Annotated in this window: 17 protein-coding genes; 9 read left to right on the plus strand and 8 right to left on the minus strand. The window is 46.2% G+C overall.

Translation table 11 applies throughout. The features are described from left to right. Positions 1-137 precede the first annotated feature (137 nt). The 5 genes from Q1A23_RS16245 to Q1A23_RS16265 all read left to right on the plus strand — a co-directional run bounded on the left by Q1A23_RS16245 (position 138) and on the right by Q1A23_RS16265 (position 4395). Positions 138-698, plus strand: a complete 561-nt coding sequence (locus tag Q1A23_RS16245; protein WP_299825153.1) for a metal-dependent hydrolase — start codon at positions 138-140, stop codon at positions 696-698. Between the two features lie 24 nt (positions 699-722). Continuing rightward, complete coding sequence (locus Q1A23_RS16250; RefSeq protein WP_299825155.1) at positions 723-1118, plus strand: hypothetical protein; 396 nt, start codon at positions 723-725, stop codon at positions 1116-1118. A 73-nt stretch (positions 1119-1191) separates the two neighbouring features. Next, positions 1192-2814, plus strand: coding sequence for an alpha,alpha-trehalase TreF (treF, locus tag Q1A23_RS16255; protein ID WP_299825157.1), 1623 nt, complete (start codon positions 1192-1194; stop codon positions 2812-2814). Positions 2815-2890: 76 nt separating this feature from the next. Continuing rightward, positions 2891-3121 carry a hypothetical protein gene (locus tag Q1A23_RS16260; protein ID WP_299825159.1) on the plus strand — a complete coding sequence of 77 codons (231 nt, stop codon included), beginning with the start codon at positions 2891-2893 and terminating at the stop codon, positions 3119-3121. Positions 3122-3273: 152 nt separating this feature from the next. After that, entirely contained in the window at positions 3274-4395 is a 1122-nt protein-coding gene (locus tag Q1A23_RS16265; RefSeq protein ID WP_299825162.1) for a hypothetical protein, read from the plus strand. A 79-nt stretch (positions 4396-4474) separates the two neighbouring features. Here Q1A23_RS16265 and Q1A23_RS16270 read toward each other — a convergent pair whose 3' ends face one another. Further along, a complete protein-coding gene (locus Q1A23_RS16270; protein WP_299825165.1) occupies positions 4475-5869 on the minus strand; it encodes a DUF5723 family protein in 1395 nt (464 codons plus the stop codon). A gap of 268 nt (positions 5870-6137) precedes the next feature. Here Q1A23_RS16270 and meaB point away from each other — a divergent pair, with 268 nt between their 5' ends. Next, positions 6138-7118 (plus strand): methylmalonyl Co-A mutase-associated GTPase MeaB, encoded by a 981-nt coding sequence (gene meaB, locus Q1A23_RS16275; RefSeq protein WP_299825167.1) that lies wholly within the window; start codon positions 6138-6140, stop codon positions 7116-7118. Positions 7119-7227: 109 nt separating this feature from the next. Here meaB and folB read toward each other — a convergent pair whose 3' ends face one another. Genes folB through Q1A23_RS16290 form a run of 3 tightly spaced genes read right to left on the minus strand, consistent with a single transcriptional unit; the run spans position 7228 to position 9477 of the window. Beyond that, a complete protein-coding gene (gene folB / locus Q1A23_RS16280) occupies positions 7228-7584 on the minus strand; it encodes a dihydroneopterin aldolase (protein WP_299825170.1) in 357 nt (118 codons plus the stop codon). A 2-nt stretch (positions 7585-7586) separates the two neighbouring features. Next, a complete protein-coding gene (locus tag Q1A23_RS16285) occupies positions 7587-8555 on the minus strand; it encodes a DivIVA domain-containing protein (protein WP_299825171.1) in 969 nt (322 codons plus the stop codon). A gap of 4 nt (positions 8556-8559) precedes the next feature. Further along, positions 8560-9477: a WD40 repeat domain-containing protein gene (locus tag Q1A23_RS16290; RefSeq protein WP_299825174.1), complete on the minus strand. Its 918-nt coding sequence runs from the start codon at positions 9475-9477 to the stop codon at positions 8560-8562. A gap of 107 nt (positions 9478-9584) precedes the next feature. Between Q1A23_RS16290 and Q1A23_RS16295 the strand changes: the two genes are divergently transcribed. Beyond that, complete coding sequence (locus Q1A23_RS16295) at positions 9585-10223, plus strand: 4'-phosphopantetheinyl transferase superfamily protein (RefSeq protein ID WP_299825176.1); 639 nt, start codon at positions 9585-9587, stop codon at positions 10221-10223. A 21-nt stretch (positions 10224-10244) separates the two neighbouring features. After that, positions 10245-10829, plus strand: coding sequence for a thioredoxin family protein (locus tag Q1A23_RS16300; RefSeq protein WP_299825179.1), 585 nt, complete (start codon positions 10245-10247; stop codon positions 10827-10829). 73 nt (positions 10830-10902) lie between these two features. On the opposite strand, the gene Q1A23_RS16305 is transcribed toward Q1A23_RS16300, so the two are convergent. From Q1A23_RS16305 to Q1A23_RS16320, 4 genes are all read right to left on the minus strand, one after another. Continuing rightward, complete coding sequence (locus Q1A23_RS16305; protein ID WP_299825182.1) at positions 10903-11751, minus strand: transglutaminase-like domain-containing protein; 849 nt, start codon at positions 11749-11751, stop codon at positions 10903-10905. Positions 11752-11905: 154 nt separating this feature from the next. Next, complete coding sequence (locus tag Q1A23_RS16310; protein ID WP_299825185.1) at positions 11906-13534, minus strand: carboxyl transferase domain-containing protein; 1629 nt, start codon at positions 13532-13534, stop codon at positions 11906-11908. A 94-nt stretch (positions 13535-13628) separates the two neighbouring features. Continuing rightward, a complete protein-coding gene (locus Q1A23_RS16315; RefSeq protein WP_299825188.1) occupies positions 13629-14708 on the minus strand; it encodes an MlaD family protein in 1080 nt (359 codons plus the stop codon). A gap of 22 nt (positions 14709-14730) precedes the next feature. Beyond that, positions 14731-15513, minus strand: a complete 783-nt coding sequence (locus Q1A23_RS16320) for an N-acetylmuramoyl-L-alanine amidase (RefSeq protein WP_299825191.1) — start codon at positions 15511-15513, stop codon at positions 14731-14733. Between the two features lie 85 nt (positions 15514-15598). On the opposite strand from Q1A23_RS16320, the gene Q1A23_RS16325 reads away from it, so the two are divergent. Next, complete coding sequence (locus Q1A23_RS16325; protein ID WP_299825194.1) at positions 15599-18256, plus strand: putative LPS assembly protein LptD; 2658 nt, start codon at positions 15599-15601, stop codon at positions 18254-18256. Positions 18257-18272: the final 16 nt, after the last annotated feature.

The raw sequence follows: 18272 nt of genomic DNA on the forward strand, positions 1-18272 counted from the left end.
GAATCTATCCGGTGAAGTATAGTGTATATTAGTCTCCAGACTTACTTTTATACGTTGTGCTCCTCCTGCTTTAGACGAGAAACAGCAGTATCAGTTCTACAAATTCTCCTTACCTTCACGTAAAGCAAACCTATACTATGGCATCAGCATTTGCGCATGCGCTGGCGGCAGTTGCAGTAGGCAAAACCTACCCTAAAACGTATACTTCTCCTAAATTCTGGATACTAGGAGTACTATGTACCATTTTACCAGATGCGGACGTGGTGATGTTTAAGTTTGGGGTGTCGTACGAGCATTTACTGGGCCACAGAGGCTTTTCTCACTCGCTGGTATTTGCCTTGCTGCTCGGAGTAGCGCTTACTGCTATTTTCTACAGAAGTATAAAATTAACAAGTAAACAAGGATTGGGTTTTATACTTTTCTTCTCGTTTTGCACCGCTTCGCACATCCTGCTTGATGCATTAACCAATGGTGGTTTAGGTGTAGCGGTGTTTGCTCCTTTAGATAATACGCGTTATTTCTTGCCTTGGCGGCCAATACAGGTTTCCCCCATAGGAGTAAGTAACTTCTTTAGTGAATGGGGCTGGCGCGTAATCAAAAGCGAAGTGCTGTGGGTGGGCTTGCCTGCTGCTATTTACCTGGTCATTGCGGGTGTTATCAAATCTGCAAAAGCCAGAAACAAAACTGCCCGAGCCTAGTTTACCATTAACGATACCTTTACCATGAAACTAAAACCCATTCTTATACTTGTTTCCGTCATCTTAATCGGCTGGTTTATTTACGACACCTTGTCTATACCTGGCGTTGATGACTTAAAAGGCGACTTTAAAGAAGTAGCCATGTACCGAAACGAAAACAATACCGGCCCGATTATAAGAATTTACGCTGTAACCGTTGATGATACACGATGGGAAGAGATGCAGGCTTACGGCGAATTTATGCCGCATACCAAGTATGGCAACACCAAAGTATACTTCTTCTTAAAAAACAGCCCCGCACCTAACGAGGTAACACCGGGAGACAGCAATTTTGAAGCACGATTCCGGGAATTTGCTGTAGCCAAGTATGAAAAGGACGCCATGGGCCAGGTTTCGTTTGTGCAATACCCTTTCCGTTAGTATACTTGTCGCTTTGCAGTTGGTTTGCGTAAGAAAAAGCTGATGTTTTCTCTCGTAACAAACCAAGGCAAGTATGACCTATTTTTATAGCATCTTTAGACTATACTTTCTGCTGGCTTTACCTTTTACCCTTATGCTGCTGCCTGCTCAAGCACAGCAGCTATACCGCCCGGAAAAGGACATGGGAGAGCTGTTTGAGCACGTGCAACTGCAGCGGGTCTTCCCTGATTCTAAAACATTTCCGGATTGCGTGCCTCTTGCTGATCCTGAGCACATTATACAGGCATTTTACAGGCAACGGCACCTACCAGGTTTTAACCTGAAAGCATTTGTACAAGAGCATTTTGAGCTGCCGGCACAACCAACAACAGCTTTCACCACCGACTCCAGCAACTCTGTAACAGAGCACATAGAACGGCTTTGGCCTGTGCTTACGCGCCAACCTGGTGCCGGTGTTGGCTCTCTTATACCTTTGCCACACGCTTATATTGTACCTGGTGGGCGCTTCAGGGAAATCTATTACTGGGACAGCTTCTTTACTATGCTAGGGCTACAAGCTAGCGACAAGACAGCGCTGATTCAAAGTATGGTGGATAATTTCACGCACCTTATCCATACCGTAGGCCACATACCGAACGGCAACCGCACGTATTACCTCAGCCGGTCGCAACCACCGTTTTATGCGCTTATGCTGCGTGTGCTGGCACAGCAAAAAGGCCGTGAAGTACTGCTAAAGTATGCGCCTGCCTTGCAAAAAGAATATAGTTTCTGGATGGATGGTGCAGCAACTCTATCTGCTGCCAACCCAACACACCGGAGAGTGGTGCGTATGCCCGATGGCAGTATACTTAACCGCTACTGGGACGACTCCCCTGCCCCACGACCGGAATCATACTTAGAAGATGTAGAACTGGCTAAAACATCTGGCAGAAACCCTGAAGAAATTTACCGTAATATTAGAGCCGCCGCAGAGTCTGGCTGGGACTTCAGTACGCGCTGGTTTGCTGATGGCAAGAATATCAGTACCATTCAAACTACCAGCATCATACCTGTTGATCTTAATGCGCTGCTTTACCACGTGGAACTTACACTACAGGAAATGGCTGTACTGGCAGGCAACCACGACGAGGCACGAAAGTATGAGAAATTGGCCAGGGCACGCCGCGATGCTGTATTAAAGTATAACTGGAGCAGTAAAGACAGCTTCTTTTACGACTACAATTTTGTAAAAGGCGCTACTACCCAAATACCTACCTTAGCATCCGTTTACCCGCTATACTTCAACATGGTAAAGCATAGGCCTGCCGCCGCTGTTGCACAAAAAATAGAGGCTGAGTTTATACGTCCGGGCGGAGCAGTTACTACACTTAACCCAAGTGGCCAGCAATGGGACGCTCCTAATGGTTGGGCTCCCTTGCAATGGATGACGATAAAGGCGCTCCAAAACTATGGCTTTAACGAGCAGGCAAATACCATCGCCAACAATTGGGTTATACTTAACAACGAAGTATACCAGGCTACCGGCAAGCTGATGGAGAAGTATAACGTTGAGAACCTTACATTAGAGGCCGGTGGCGGAGAATATCCCAACCAAGACGGCTTTGGATGGACCAATGGCGTATTGCTTAGGTTGCTTTCAGAAAACCCGGCGCTCTACAAGTTAACAGAAAAACAGGGGGTGCGACAGCAGAACTAAAGCAGATGTTTAGCTCTTTTTGCAAATTAATTTCTTTTTGGCTCGTACAACAGAGAGGTAAATAAATTTGACAGCTATGAAAAAGAAAATAAATATTTTAGCAACTATTCTTATCTCTGCTACTATGGCGCTGGCTTCATGCGGAGGCGGTGAGTACGGCGAAAATGCAGAAATGCCACCTGAGTCTACAACCGGAGAAACAAACGAAACGGGCGTTGACGGTTCCGGAGACTTACCGGGAACTGGTGCAGACTCATCGCACATAAACGATAAGTTATCAGGAGACACAACTTTACAGCAGCAATAACTTTTTTGAAGTATAGATCACAAAGAGAAGAAGCGGGTTAATAGCCTGCTTCTTCTCTTTTAAGCACCTCCCCTCGCTCTTTTTAAACATTAGCGGCAGGCTTGGCATTGCATTTGTACTTTGCGTAAGCAACAGAACGTTTAACAATTGCTATGATAAGATTTAGACACCTCGCAGCTGCAGCCATACTTACTTTTAGCAGCCTTAATGTATTTGCCCAAGGCGAAAAAAACAACTGGTACTTTGGAAAGGGAGCCGGAATCGTGTTTGCTGAAGGTACACCCACAGCTAACGCTAGCCGCTTGTTTACCGAAGAAGGCAGCGCCTCGTTATCAGATAAAGACGGCAACCTGCTGCTTTACACCAATGGCATTACCGTCTGGAACCGCAACCATAAAGTAATGCCTAACGGCAATAGCTTAATGGGCGGAAAATCCTCTACACAATCAGCGCTTATACTTCCCAAACCAGGCAGCGAAACTATCTTCTATATTTTTACAACGGATATACAGGCCCAAAGCAATGGCCTGCGCTATAGTGTTGTGGATATGAGCAAAGACAATGGCACCGGCGATATTGTAACCCGAAACAACTTTATGGTGGCACCTGCCACCGAAAAGCTTACAGCCGTGCGCCACAGCAACGGCCGCGATTGGTGGGTGCTGGCGCACCGATGGAACAGTAACGGCTACATGGCTTACCTGGTAGATGCGGAAGGTGTGGCAACGCAACCTGTCATGAGTATGGTAGGCATGGTGCACGGCGGGCCAAACCGAAAAGCCATAGGCTATTTAGTGCCCTCCCCGGATGGTACACGTTTGGCAGCGGCACTTTGGAACGATGATAGCAGCTTTGAGATACTTAAGTTTGACCGCAGCACAGGTAAAGTATCCGACCCGATACACTTAAAAGGGTTCTCACAGGCATATGGTGTAGCTTTTTCGCCGGATGGCAGCAAAGTATACGGCACCACGAATAACGGCCAGATGAACAAGGGACAGATTGTGCAGTTTGATTTGCGCGCTGGCAGCCAGGATGCCATTTCAAAATCAGCGGTAGTGGTGGCCACTTCTGGCAGCCCAAGTCTAGGAGCCTTGCAGCTAGGCCCTGATGGCAAAATGTATGTAGCCCGAAAAGACAACTATTACCTCGGAGTTATAGAAAACCCAAATGCAAAGGGTACAGCAAGTGGGTATGTAGATAACGGCTTTCACCTGGGCAAGCAAAAAAGTGATCTTGGTTTGCCTAATTTCCCTCAAGGTCTATCCAGATAAAATATTTTATAGTATAAACCAGAAGCGCCGGCCTTACAAGGGCCGGCGCTTCTGGTTTATACTTCTGTTACCAATGCCATTACAGCAACTTTGGTTTGCCAATTTTAAATTTCAGGAAGCCCATGGCGAAAGACCCTCCAGGGTTATTCTCTGTGAAAGGGGCTGTAATATCACGGGTACTAACTCCGAATTCGTAAACCGGTGTTACTATAGCCAAACCTAGTGGCAGGTTAAGCTTATCGCCTGCACCTGTAGATACTCCCGTACTGAATCGTAAAAAAGAAAGCGGCATTACATCAATCCCTAAACCAAAAAAATCCTGGGTGATGTTGCCTGGTGCGGTGTTTAAGGCATGAACATAGTCTAAACCCACTTCTACTTTACTTCCAAGCTTTACGCCAACACCCGCTCTAAAGCGCGTTGGCAGGTCGGTTTTAAGCTCATTTACCGGGCTAAACACCAGCGCACTATCAATAATGGTTTTAGCAATATCGCCGGCATCTTCAAAGCTGTACTCGTCTGTTCCCTCTATTTCAGGCAACTTAAAACCTCTGTCTTGCGCCTGCAGCAGGTTTTCAGTCCATGTAATTTTACCAATGTCTGTTACCGATACCCCCACTTTTACAATTTTGGCGATCTCAGCAGATAAACCCAAATCAAATCCATGGCCACGCCCAACCGGGCTCAGTAATCCATCCGCATCATTGTATGTAAACTTCGGGTCGTTCAGGTAGTCATCATAGTTGATATCCAGCACAGGAGACGCAGCACTATATGCTTTAACATCACCACCCTTAGAGCTGAACTCGTAAAGCGCCATGCCTTGTATGTAACGGTAGCCGGCACCGCCGTAGATATTAAACATTGGCAGGTCTATGATTTTGCGGCCGTATGCCACATTCCACTCATTTACCCACGATGCCTTTATCTCGGTGCCATCAAATAACTTAGAAGCATATACGGTTTGCCCTGGCGCCACATCATTATAAAGTTGTGCATCCTGCCCCAGAAAAAGCAGCTCAGAAAAGTTTTTATTGAACGCCGCATGCCCAAGTGCGCGCTGGCGGTTGCTGAACGCCAATGAACCGAACTTTGGCAGGTTGATGGAAATAGCAAAGGTGTTAAAGTCTACACCTGCGTTAAGCACATTGTCGCTTGTAAAGGCTTTGGCTAAATCACGACAGTCTTCCAACGTAATCTCGCTTCCATCTGCTGCATCAATAAATTGCTTAAGTGTACTTTTGTTAAAGGCTTGAGAACTTACAGCCAGGCCACCCTCGGCAATAGAAAATGTTACAATAGAAGTACCACGGCCCAGGTTGGCAGGGTTAACGCCTATGGCTTGGTAGTCGTTAACAAAAGTGTTCATTACGCCCCCACGGCCAGTTGCCGAGAAGCTGCTAAGTTCTGTTTGCGCCAGTACGCTTGCCTGCAACCCTAAAAACGCAGCAGCCAGCATCAACATCTTTTTCATAAAGGTGGTGTATATTTTATACTTTGTTTGATCTAAAATTAAAGGACAGGTATAACAAGAAGTCAAAGGAAAACTATTTATACTTCAACGCTTTAAACGGCTGCCAAATCGAATGCAATTTCTGGCTTTTAGCTTTCATTTCCATATATATCCACATAATTATTTAATATTTTATATATAGAGAAGCATATATTAAGGCTTAACTGGAGCTAATACGCGTATAAGTTTTAAATTTGCAGTAGTCGCAGCATCAACTAAAGTAAGCAGTTTGGCCAAACGATTTAGCACCGAAACCTATGTAAAAGGCATTTTAGCGGGAGACCGTGTTATGCTAAGCCGTGCTATAACGCTGGTGGAAAGCAAGCTTTTCTCAGATCAGGAACTTGCCCAACAGGTAATCAACGAGGTTTTACCGCATGCCGGAAAATCGGTTCGCATTGGAATTACAGGGGTGCCAGGTGTAGGTAAAAGTACTTTTATTGAGGCTTTTGGCACTTATCTGATAAAAGAGCAAGGTAAAAAGCTTGCCGTACTAGCTATAGACCCCACCAGCCAGCGCTCCGGCGGAAGTATACTTGGAGATAAAACGCGTATGGAGGCACTCTCCATGAATCCTCAAGCCTACATACGCCCTTCGCCGGCCGGTAAGTCGCTTGGAGGCGTAACCAGGAGCACGCGCGAAACAATTATACTTTGCGAGGCTGCCGGCTTTGACACTATTATTGTAGAAACTGTTGGTGTAGGCCAGTCTGAGACAGCGGTGCATGCCATGGTCGATTTCTTTTTGCTGCTGATGCTCGCCGGCGCAGGCGATGAACTACAGGGCATAAAGCGCGGCATTATGGAAATGGCCGATGCCATTGCCATTACCAAAGCCGATGAGCAGAATGTGCAGAAAGCACGTGCCGCTAAGGCTGAATACCAGAATGCGCTGCACCTGTATCCTATAGGCCCCTCAGGCTGGGTGCCTAAAGTAAGCACCTGTTCTGCCCTCCAAAACACCGGCCTCGACGCTATTTGGCAAACTACAGCTGACTACCTGGAGCTTACGCACAATAATGGTTTTTTTGAGAAGAAGCGCCGCGACCAGAACCTGCAATGGATGTATGAGGCGATACGCCAAGGCTTGGAGGATAATTTTTACAGCCACCAGCAGGTAAAGCAGCAACTGCAAAGTATAGCCGAGCAGGTTAAAAACGGGCAGAAGTCTGCTTTTGCCGCTGCTGCGGAGTTGCTAAGGCTGGTGTAATTCAAATATTTGCTAGGTTTAACTATCTCTGCCTTTCCTAAGCTATAAACCAAAAGCAGCTGGCTCATCTCCTGAACCAGCTGCTTCTGAGTATTTCTTTGAGTATAAACTACCTTGCTTCTTCTAAGCTAACTTTAGCCCATTTGCAGATACCTCCAAGAGGCGGGTTAAACTTATAAACGTTCACCTTAACAGACTGCACAAACGGAAACCGCTCGTAAACTTTGTCAATGATGCGGTGACCGAGATGCTCTAGCAGGCGTGCAGGTATTTTCATTTCCTCCAGCACCAGTTGGTACAGCACTTCGTAGTTTACCGTTTCGTCCAGGTTATCGGTTTCGGCGGCGCGGCGCAGGTCTGTGTTAATAAGCAGGTCGATGCCATACTTGTTACCGATCTTCTGCTCCTCGTCGTAAAACCCATGGAAGGCAAAAAACTCCATGCCCTCCAGCGCAATCTGCCCCATCCTTAGCTTAACTCATCAAAGAAAGAACCGCCGCCTTGCTTAACAGTTGCACCGTTAGTGGCATAAGCATTGCGCGATGGCTCTGTTAACGGAGGCTGAATTTCTGGCTTATCCGGGGTTACTGGTTTAATTTCCGGTATCGGTTGCTCAATATCCGGTGCAGGTACACGACCAGGATAATCCGGCTCTACTGGCTCTACTTCTGGCGATGGAATATTAGGTACCGGCGTTGTTGGCGTAGGCACTTCGTTTGGTTGCGTAACATCCGGTGCCGGATCGCCAAACGGATCGTAACCATTACCGTTTCTGATAGCTACAGGTGCATTGGCAGCCGTAGATTCAGGCAGAACATATGTTTCGTTTGCAGTATTCATTTCTTTCAGGTTTTTTAACAGCTCGGCGTTTTCAACTCTTACACCGGCCGCTCTTGAAAGAATACTGTTTGTATCGCTCTTAGGTTTAGATTTTGTACGCTCTGCTCTTTCCAGCGCCTCGTTAGCAAGATTCTTTAAATCGCGCACCATGGTATCCAGGTGGCCTTCCATGCGCTGGTAATCCTGCTCCAGGGCTTTTACCTCCTGCTGCATTTCCAAAACAATCTTTTCAGCTTCTTTTTTAGCCTCTTCCAGCATCTGGCGTGCCTGGTTGCGGGCCTGGCTCATCATTTCGTTGGCTTTCAGCTCGGCCTCGCGTGCCTGCAGCTGCGCTGATTTTGTGGCTTGCTCCAGTATGCTATTGCCTGTATCCTCGGCAGTTTTCAAGGTTTTATATAGCGACGACTCCACCTCACGCAGTTTTTGGGTTTCGCGGTGCGAAGCATCCAGTTTCATGCGCAGATCCTTGTTCTCATCCAGCAACTTTTCCCATTGCTGCGAAAGGGTTAGCAAAAACGCGTTTACTTCATCCTTATCTAATCCTCTAAATGCCTTCTCAAACGTTTTTTGCCTGATCTCTAATGGTGTAATCTTCATAACTTTAACCTAAATTAATATCCCAAACCGAAATGGTGCGGTCATCGCTACACGAAACTAACTGATTCTGGTGAGCCGACCAAAATAATTTATTTACTGATGTGCCGTGGCTTGCATTACGTACTTTGTCTATCACTTTCAACAACTTAAAAGTATCGGCATCCCATACTTTTATAGACTTATCCATGCTGCAGGTGGCAAAATAACGGCCATCTGGGCTAAAGGTAATATGGTTGATGGTATACATGTGCGCGATCAGGTAACCTCGCTCCTTGTACTGCTGCTCTACCTCCCACACCCGCAAGTGCGCATCACGGCTTCCGGTTAGCAACAGCTTGCCATCAGGAGTATAGGCCAAAGTAAACACAGAGTTTGCATGCGCTGCCAATTCATACTTTACTTCCCTGGTGGCGGCATCAAAAATACGCACTACATTATCACTATAGCCTACTGCCAGCTCATTGCTATACTTATTGTAAGCCAGGCAGCGGGCACTCTGGTCAGACTTCCGGATAATGGTCTCCAACTCAAAAGTATGGCTATCAAGCACACACACGGCTCCGTTACCTAAGGCCACGTATACATTATCAGCAGTAAACGCTATGTCAAAAATGGCCACTTTAGGCAGCGGCACGGACTTAAGTATTTGCTTGTTCTCGAGGTCTATCACCTGCACTCCCTCCTGGTTCTGCCCTATCAGCAGCAGGTTGCGCTCCGGCACATAGCGCAGCGCGTAAACCGAACTGGTCACCTTTGCAATCAATTCTCCATTCTCAGGTTGTGTCAGGTCCCAGGCTACTACCATGCCATCGCCTGCTCCTGAATAGATTATGTTATCGCTACCCGACCTTTCTAAAGTATAAATGCAATCGCGATGCCCGGTAAGGGTAGCTACTTTTTGTACTTGTATCTTGCTGGCCATAATGCCACTATGCTTCTGTGTCTTAAATTTTAGCTAAATTTACAACAATCTAGCCTAACAAAGCTTGCCTATACTTATAAAACCCGCCGCCTACCAGTTTATTGCCTATGCCGCTTCTCCAAATTAAACAGCTAAACCCACATACAGCACTCGGTATCTGGCAAACTGATGAGCCTGTAGAAGAGCTGCTTAGGCTATTACCAACCTTTGTAGATTGCACGCAGGTAGAGCGGGTGCACCAGAGGCGTAAACGGGAATGGCTGGCAAGCAGAGTACTGGTTTATAGAATGTTAGAGCAGTTCACCACCTCTCCTGCCGTTCTTCGGAAAAATGAAAATGGGAAGCCATACTTTGAGAATGAGCCTTTCCATGTTTCCATATCACACTCTCCTTACCTGGCTGCTGCTATCATTTCTGATAAATTTGAAGTTGGCATAGATATTGAACTCCTTTCGCAAAAGGCGCTGCGTGTGGCCGACAAGTTTTTAAGTGAGGCAGAGAAAATATTTACTGCACAGAACGAAGCACAAACTTGCCTGTACTGGAGCGCTAAGGAAACTTTGTATAAGTTGTATAGCCGTAAACAATTGATTTTTAAGGACAACCTTATTTTAAAGCCCTGCGAAGATCAAAATGTGCTGGATGGACAGGTATTTACCGCCAATTTAAGTAAATTGTATCGGGTTAACTTTGAATACCTGCAAAACCACGTACTAACCTACTGCCTCGACGACCTACAAGCTTAAACAGAACTAAAACAAAAAATCATGAAACACTTTGCCACATTTGCTGCCGCATTTTTGCTAACTACCTTTGCTTTTGCACAGGGCGGCGGTTACCAGCTAGGAGATAAAGTGGCGAATTTCTCCTTGCAAGGCGCAAACAACCAAAGCGTATCGCTCAGCGACTTTACCAGCGCTAAAACGGTAGTGCTGGTGTTCACGAATAACCAATGCCCGTATGCCAAACTGTACGAGAACCGCCTGGTTACGCTTGCCAGCACTTACGCCAGCAGAGGTGTGCAGTTTATCTTTATTAACCCTGGTGCAGGCGAGGGCAGCGAAACCCTGGAAGAAATGAGTGCTAAGAACTACAGCTTCCCATACCTGGCTGATGCCGGACAAAAGATAAGCGGACAGTTTGGCGCCACCAAAACACCCGAGGTTTTTGTACTGCACAACACCGGCGACAGTTTTGTGTTAAAGTATAAAGGAGCCATAGACGATAACCCGCAAGTAGAATCCGGGGTAAAAAACAATTACCTGCGCGGTGTACTTGATGATGTGCTGGCAAATAAGGCTGTTGCAGCCGGCGATAAAAGGGCTACGGGTTGTTTAATTAAAAAATATTAAGCTTATACAAGTATAAAAAGAGAGGGGCCAGCTTTAAAAGCTGGCCCCTCTCTTTTTATACTTGCGCCTTTCCCTAAACAGGTGGCTCCTCATCCGTGATAGAAGTCAGCAACTTTGTAACTTCTGTGGCTTTTTCGGGGTCGTTCATCTTCTCAAAAGAGAAGGCAAGGTTACGAAGGGCACGCTTAATAATGTCTAGGTTACTGCATGGCTCATAAAATATATCAATTGGGTTCAGGTTGAGCTGCAGTATGTAATTATCGATGTCCGATTTTGAAAGTATAAGCCCTTTGTTGTATACGTTGATGTAAAACTGCACCCCATCCAGCTTATAGGTAAGTATAAACAGGTTAGGTAAGTTTACTCCGTATACCGGCATATCGAGGCGCTGGGCCAGCGTCATGTAAAGTACGCATAGTGTTAGAGGGTTGCCACGCTTTGTCTCCAGCACCAGGTGCAGCATAGAGTTTGCCGGCGAGTGGAAGTTTTTGGTGTTCGCCGTGAAACGCTTCTCTTTAAACAACACATTGTTCAGCGCCTTTACCTGGTCATAAGGGTGCATTTCCTCCTTCATATGCGTCCAGGCATCAAAGTATAACTGGTCTATGGTTCTGGTTATGTTAGCATACTCTACATCAGGGTATAAGTATGAGTTAACCAGATACATGCCTTCCAACAAATCCTTGGCGCCGTTCTCTTTCCACTCCTTCAGGCGTACCATCAGCCCGTCGAACTGCAGGTTGTGTATCAGGTCTTCAATCTTTTTCTGAAGTTCTGTATCTAACGTTTCCTCCCACTCCTCCTCCAGGTAAGGTATAACGCCCACGCCCAAAGCTACAATTTGCTTCTCCACATGCGACGCCACCTCATGGTCTCTATCATCTAACAGCGAGATAAGCGCCTTTATTTCGTTCTTCGTCAAGGTAATCGGTAATTATAAATGACTTAACTCATTTCCAACATCTAATAATTTACAGCAATAAACACTAAATGGATTCTTCATTCACTTAATAATCCTTATAAAATGCTTATTTGCTGCAAACTAGGCACATGCCTTATTGCATCATCAGTTAAAATCATGTTTGGATAACGCCAACATTGTACGGTTTTTCGAGGGGTGCATGGTTGGCAGCTTCTATACCCATCGATATCACTTTGCGGGTTTCCAGCGGGTCGATGATGCCATCAACCCACAAGCGCGCGGCCGCATAGTATGGCGATAGCTCTTCGTTATACTTGGCGGTGATGCGTTCCAGCAGTTCCTGTTCTGCCTCTGGTGTAATTACCTCTCCTTTTGCTTTTAGTGAAGATACCTGTATCTGAAGTAACGTTTTTGCAGCTGAGGCACCGCTCATTACGGCAAGCTGTGCTGTTGGCCAGGAATAAATCAAGCGAGGGTCATATGCTTTGCCGCACATGGCGTAGTTACCGGCTCCGTAGCTGTTACCGATAAGTATGGTAAACTTAGGCACTACAGAGTTAGCCATGGCATTCACCATTTTGGCACCGTCTTTAATAATACCGCCGTGTTCTGCTTTGCTGCCCACCATAAAGCCCGATACATCCTGCAAAAACACCAATGGTATCTTTTTCTGGTTGCAGTTCATGATAAAGCGCGCGGCCTTGTCAGCAGAGTCGGAGTAAATAACGCCACCCATCTGCATTTCGCCTTTTTTGCTCTTTACTATTTTTCGCTGGTTTGCTACAATGCCCACAGCCCAGCCATCAATGCGGGCAAGGCCGCAGATAAGGGTTTGGCCGTAATGGTCTTTGTAAGCCTCAAATTCAGAGTTATCAACCATACGTAGTATAATATCCATCATATCGTAAGGCTTTACTCTGTCGGCTGGCATTAAACCGTAGATTTCCTTCTCGTTTAGTTTCGGGGCGGCAGGCTCAACGCGGCTAAAACCGGCTTTAGGGTTATCTCCCATCTTATCAAAGATGTTGCGGATGTGGTCCAGCGCCTCTTTGTCGTCTTTGCACTTGTAATCGGTTACGCCAGATATTTCGCTGTGTGTGGTGGCCCCGCCAAGCGTTTCATTGTCTATGGTTTCGCCGATAGCCGCTTTTACCAAGTATGAGCCAGCTAAGAAAATGGAGCCTGTGCCTTCCACGATCAAAGCTTCGTCGCTCATGATAGGCAAGTAAGCACCGCCGGCTACACAACTGCCCATAATGGCTGCAATCTGCACAATGCCCATCGAGCTCATCACGGCGTTGTTGCGGAACATACGCCCAAAGTGCTCTTTATCCGGAAAGATCTCGTCCTGCATCGGCAAAAACACACCTGCACTATCTACAAGGTATACTATGGGTAACTTATTTTCGATGGATACCTCCTGAGCACGCAGGTTTTTCTTGGCTGTGATCGGAAACCAGGCACCGGCTTTTACGGTAGCATCGTTTGCAACTACCACACATTGGCGGCCCTTAATGTAGCCTATACCTGTTACCACGCCGCCACTCGGGCAACCGCCAACCTCCTGGTACATACCATCACCGGCAAAAGCTCCGATCTCCAGAAACTCAGAACCTTCGTCCAGCAGGTACGCTACACGCTCACGGGCTGTCATTTTACCTTTATCGTGCTCTTTCTGGATGCGCTTTTCACCACCACCCAGGTGTACCTTCTGTAATTTACTTTTTAACTGAAAAATTAGCTGTTTAAGTGCGTCTTCGTTCTTGTTGTATTCGATATCCATGTAGGGTTAGTTTGTAGTTTGGGTGATAGACTATCAAAGAAAAATCCGCCCTGAAAAAGCGGATTTCACAAATATACAATTTTACATATAAGGCTTAATTAGATTTTAGGCCGGCAGCACCTTTACCTGTTTTGCTTGTATCAGGCACAGGAACATAAACAGTATCAGGTACTGTACGGAACTCCTGCGGGTTCTGATCTTGCAAGTCTTTTACCTCATCCAGGCCTATTACACGGCCTGTGGCATCCACCTTATACTTATCTTTTCGGCCGAATACTGAGAAGTTCACATAGCGCTTCGGATATGCCTGTATATCGCGCAGCAGCAGGTTAAGTGCCTCTGTAGAGCGGTTCATATTTTCATACAGTTGCTCGTCGTTCATCAGCTTGCCGATGGAGCCTTCGTCTGAGTTAAGCCTTGCTACAGCTGTCTGCAACTCCGAAACAGCGCCATTCGCATTCGACACCAGCTTGTTGAATTCAGCTCTTTTAAGTGTGTCTGTAATCTCAGTCATGTTACGGGCAAGTAAATTTATCTGCCGCTCAGTCTGCCGCAGCGACAAGGTTAGAGCGTTTACATTTGCCATAATGGCATTGATGTTCTGCTGATTTGCCCGCAGCATTTCGTTGAGTGCCTCTGTTGTTTTGTTTGTATTGGCAAGTATGCCCTGTATGTTTCCCTTGGCCTCGCTATCAAGCAACTTGTTTACACGGGCTAGTGTGGTATCTACTCTATCAATGATAGGTACAGTTTTAGAAGAGATAATATCGGTTATAGAGCTTTCTTTGTAAGGTATAAGCTTCTCATCTCCCTGGTATATTTTCTGGCTGTTGCCCAGGTACAAGGTAATGGCTTTGCTGCCCAGCAGGTCGGAGTTACCAAGCGCCGCAATCGTGGAGTCGCCCACTTGCAAGTTTTTAAGTACCTCTATTTTAACAAGTATGTTGTTATTCTGCTCCGTCATCAGAGTCATGTTCTGCACCGAGCCTACCTGCACCCCGTTAAGTATAACCGGGTTAGAAACGGTAAGCCCGTCCACGTTGTCATACACAACAAAGTAGGAACGTGTATCTGAGAAAAGGTCTGAGCCTTTCAGAAACATGAAACCAAAATACAGTATAACCAATGCTACTATACCTAGTAGCGCCACTTTTATTTCTTTGGATATTTTCACGTAGGGTGTGTTGCTAAAAGCGTTAGTTCATTGCCTCCAATTCTTGTTTATAATCTTTGAAGGCACGATATATTCCTGATGCCATATACGATTGGCCGCTTTTATCGTTAAGGAATTTTTCTTCGGTAGGATTAGTAAGGAAACCGCACTCGATCAGAACGCTTGGCATGTATGATTTCCAGAGCACCAGAAAACCTGCCTGCTTCACGCCACGGCTATGGCGGCCCACCCTGTGCTTGAATTCTTTTTCTACTTTATCGGCAAAGCGTATACTGTTATCCATGTGCGCGCTCTGGTGCAAGGCAAAGAGTATATGGCTCTGCGGAGACTTCGGATCAAAGCCGCCGTAGTTCTCTTTGTAGTTATCTTCCTGTAAAATTACGGCATTCTCACGCTTTGCCACTTCAAGGTTACCGTTTGATGTATGCAGCCCCATTGTGTAGGTTTCTGTACCGTAAGCAGCAGCAGGGCCAGCGTTAAGGTGTATGGAGATAAAAAGATCAGCATTGTTTTTATTCGCTATCCCTGCACGATCGATCAACTCAACAAAGTGATCTGATTTACGTGTATAGACTACTTTCACATCAGGTAAGTTCTTCTCTATCAAAGCGCCTACCTGCAAAGCAAGTTTAAGGGCAACATCTGCCTCTTGTGAAAATTTGCCGTTACAGCCTACATCTTTGCCGCCGTGGCCAGCATCGATAACTACTGTGCGTACTTTATAAGCCTTCTTGAACTCTAATGTGTTGGAAGAGAAAAGCAAGAAAACAATGGCCAGAAATGAAACAGTAACAATATTTCTCACAATGCTCGTTAGTTAAAAGCTAAAACAATAACTTTGTACAAAATAAATAAAACTTTAGGGAAGTCTGAAGAAGTTGCGACACATTTTGATTTTTTTACTGCTGCTGCAGTTTGCCATACTTACTCCTTCGTTTGTATCAGGCCAGGGTGCACCTACTCCGCGCACTCCTAAACCAGCTGCTACTCAAATACAAGACACTATTCCCGCTGGGCAAGACTCTCTTCGCCTTTCCGCACCCAAAGGAGACATCGAGACGACTATCAAATATTCTGCCAGAGACTCCATCATGTTTGAGGTAGACCGCAAAGTAGTCAACCTCTACGGCGATGCCAAAATTAATTACGGAGACCTCTCCCTCGACGCCGCCTATATCCAGATCGATTACGAATCAAATACGTTGCTTGCCACTCCCCTGCCAGACTCTACCGGCAAAGAAACAGGCGTGCCTCTTTTCAAAGACTCTGGCGGATCGTATGCTGCCAAGCGCATTGCCTACAATTACAAAACCAGAAAAGGACGAATATCTGAAGTAGTAACGCAGCAGGGCGAAGGGTATATACATGCCGAAGTCGTAAAAAAGAACGAGAATGACGAGTTTTTCGGTTACCATGCTCAATATACAACTTGTAACCTAGAACACCCGCACTTCTTTATCGGAACAGGCAAAATGAAAGGCATTCCGAATGAGAAAGTAATGACCGGGCCTTTTAACCTAGTAGTAGCTGATATTCCAACGCCCCTCGGATTCTTGTTCGGCCTTTTCCCGATGCCAAAGAACACCCGTTCTTCTGGTGTGATTGTACCCAGCTTCGGGGAATCAAGGGCGCAGGGCTTTTACCTGAGCAACGGCGGCTATTATTTTTCATGGAACGACTATATAGGCACGCGGGTAACCGGCGATATATACTCCCTGGGCGGTTATAATGTTAGTGTAGACAATACCTACCGCAACAGGTATTCTTACAGCGGCAGCCTTGGCTTTTCGTACCGTTACTTTAAAAACGACGAAGCTGACATTGAACGCTCCCGCTCTACAAACGACTTGCTAAATGCCCTGCCACCCACACAACGCACCATTTGGATCAACTGGTCGCACTCTCCAGTACAAAAACCGGGGCGCGGCCGCTTTTCAGCGAGTGTAAACGCAGGTAGCACAAGCCATCAGCGCCTGAACTACAGCAATACATCGCAGTACTTGTCGCCAACGTTTAACTCTAACATCACCTACCAGAAAACAATAGAGAATACACCGTTTAGCTATACCGCCAAGCTTTCGCAAGGCCAGACAAGTGGTGGCGTGTACAACTTTGTATTGCCAGACCTGAACTTCTCCATGACGCCGATCAGCTTTTTTGAGGCTTTTACCAACGACCAGCCTACAGGCAAATGGTACGAGCAGTTCACGATCGGCTACAACGTTACAGCCCAAAACAGACTAACAAACATTAGATCAGCAACTACTGATTCTTTCCAGGGTATTCCTATAACTGAGGGAAACACAACGCAGGATACTATTAGCCTGAGTAATTTTAACCAGCTCTGGAAAAACGGACGCCGCTCTGCTGACCATAACCTTCAGCTAAACCTGGGCAGCTATAAAATAGCGCGCTATTTCAACTTCTCGCCTTCGGTAAGTTACCGCGAAAGCTGGACCGACCAGAAGTATAGCTTCCGTTGGGATCCGGACTCTCAGAAGGTAGACGTAGACACAACTAACTTTGGCCGGGTGTATGATTACAATGCCAGCGCCTCGCTTAGCACTACTATATACGGAACGGTGTATGTTGGCGGCAAACGCGTAGAAGCTATTCGCCACCTGGTTCGCCCGACTATAGGTTACAGTTTCCGCCCAGACTTTGGCAGAGACAACTACGGCTTTTACCAGACAGTACAGACCAGCACCTTCCCTGCGCCTGGCAGAGATGTCTTTACCCGCCTTGCCCGTGTGAATAATGCTCCTGCGGCAGGCTTACAGAGTAACTTAACCTTTGGGGTTTCCAATAATATTGAGATGAAAGTAAAGTCGCAGAACGACTCTACAGCAAACCAATTTGAGAAAGTAAGCATACTGGACAACCTGGCTATTAACAGTTCTTACAACTTTGCAGCAGACTCTCTTAAACTTAACCCTATTTCATTAACGGCTAACACCAGGTTATTTAGAGTATTTAACGTTACTTTTAACTCTACTTTTGAGCCATACAAACGCGACTCACTAGGTGCCCGGATTGACGAGTATGTTTTTGACCTCTCAAAGTTAAAACTGGCCACACTAACAAACGCTAACTTTTCTATTAGTGCCAGCCTAAACCCGGAGGCAAGGCAGTCAAGGTCTTCTGGAGCCAGCAATTTGCCTATACTTAACCCTAACAGAGATCCCCTGCTGCCAGACTATGTGGATTTTAAAATTCCGTGGACACTTAGCTTCGACTATACAATCGGTTATTTTAGAACCTTTGGCAGATCAGAGAACACAAGCATAACGCAGACGCTGGGAGTAAACGGCTCGGTAAACCTGACAGATAAATGGAAAATAACATACTTTGCAGGCTACGATTTTACAAATAACAACATTGCCAACGCCAACCTGCAGATATACCGCGACTTGCATTGTTGGGAAATGAGTATCGGTTGGATACCTTACGGATTTGCACAAGGCTACAACATCACTATCAACGCCAAATCTGCGTTGCTGCAAGATCTGAGACTTACCCGAAACAGAACTGCCCGTAATAGATTTTAACAAAAACAGCCACACC

This window comes from uncultured Pontibacter sp., from assembly GCF_947492645.1.
GTDB lineage: Bacteria > Bacteroidota > Bacteroidia > Cytophagales > Hymenobacteraceae > Pontibacter.

Coding starts and splice junctions, on each gene's coding strand:
- Q1A23_RS16250 (WP_299825155.1), top strand. CDS start 723: ATGAAACTAAAACCCATTCTTATACTTGTTTCCGTCATCTTAATCGGC.
- treF (WP_299825157.1), top strand. CDS start 1,192: ATGACCTATTTTTATAGCATCTTTAGACTATACTTTCTGCTGGCTTTA.
- Q1A23_RS16270 (WP_299825165.1), bottom strand. CDS start 5,869: ATGAAAAAGATGTTGATGCTGGCTGCTGCGTTTTTAGGGTTGCAGGCA.
- Q1A23_RS16265 (WP_299825162.1), top strand. CDS start 3,274: ATGATAAGATTTAGACACCTCGCAGCTGCAGCCATACTTACTTTTAGC.
- Q1A23_RS16290 (WP_299825174.1), bottom strand. CDS start 9,477: ATGGCCAGCAAGATACAAGTACAAAAAGTAGCTACCCTTACCGGGCAT.
- folB (WP_299825170.1), bottom strand. CDS start 7,584: ATGGGGCAGATTGCGCTGGAGGGCATGGAGTTTTTTGCCTTCCATGGG.
- Q1A23_RS16260 (WP_299825159.1), top strand. CDS start 2,891: ATGAAAAAGAAAATAAATATTTTAGCAACTATTCTTATCTCTGCTACT.
- Q1A23_RS16245 (WP_299825153.1), top strand. CDS start 138: ATGGCATCAGCATTTGCGCATGCGCTGGCGGCAGTTGCAGTAGGCAAA.
- Q1A23_RS16295 (WP_299825176.1), top strand. CDS start 9,585: ATGCCGCTTCTCCAAATTAAACAGCTAAACCCACATACAGCACTCGGT.
- Q1A23_RS16310 (WP_299825185.1), bottom strand. CDS start 13,534: ATGGATATCGAATACAACAAGAACGAAGACGCACTTAAACAGCTAATT.
- Q1A23_RS16300 (WP_299825179.1), top strand. CDS start 10,245: ATGAAACACTTTGCCACATTTGCTGCCGCATTTTTGCTAACTACCTTT.
- Q1A23_RS16285 (WP_299825171.1), bottom strand. CDS start 8,555: ATGAAGATTACACCATTAGAGATCAGGCAAAAAACGTTTGAGAAGGCA.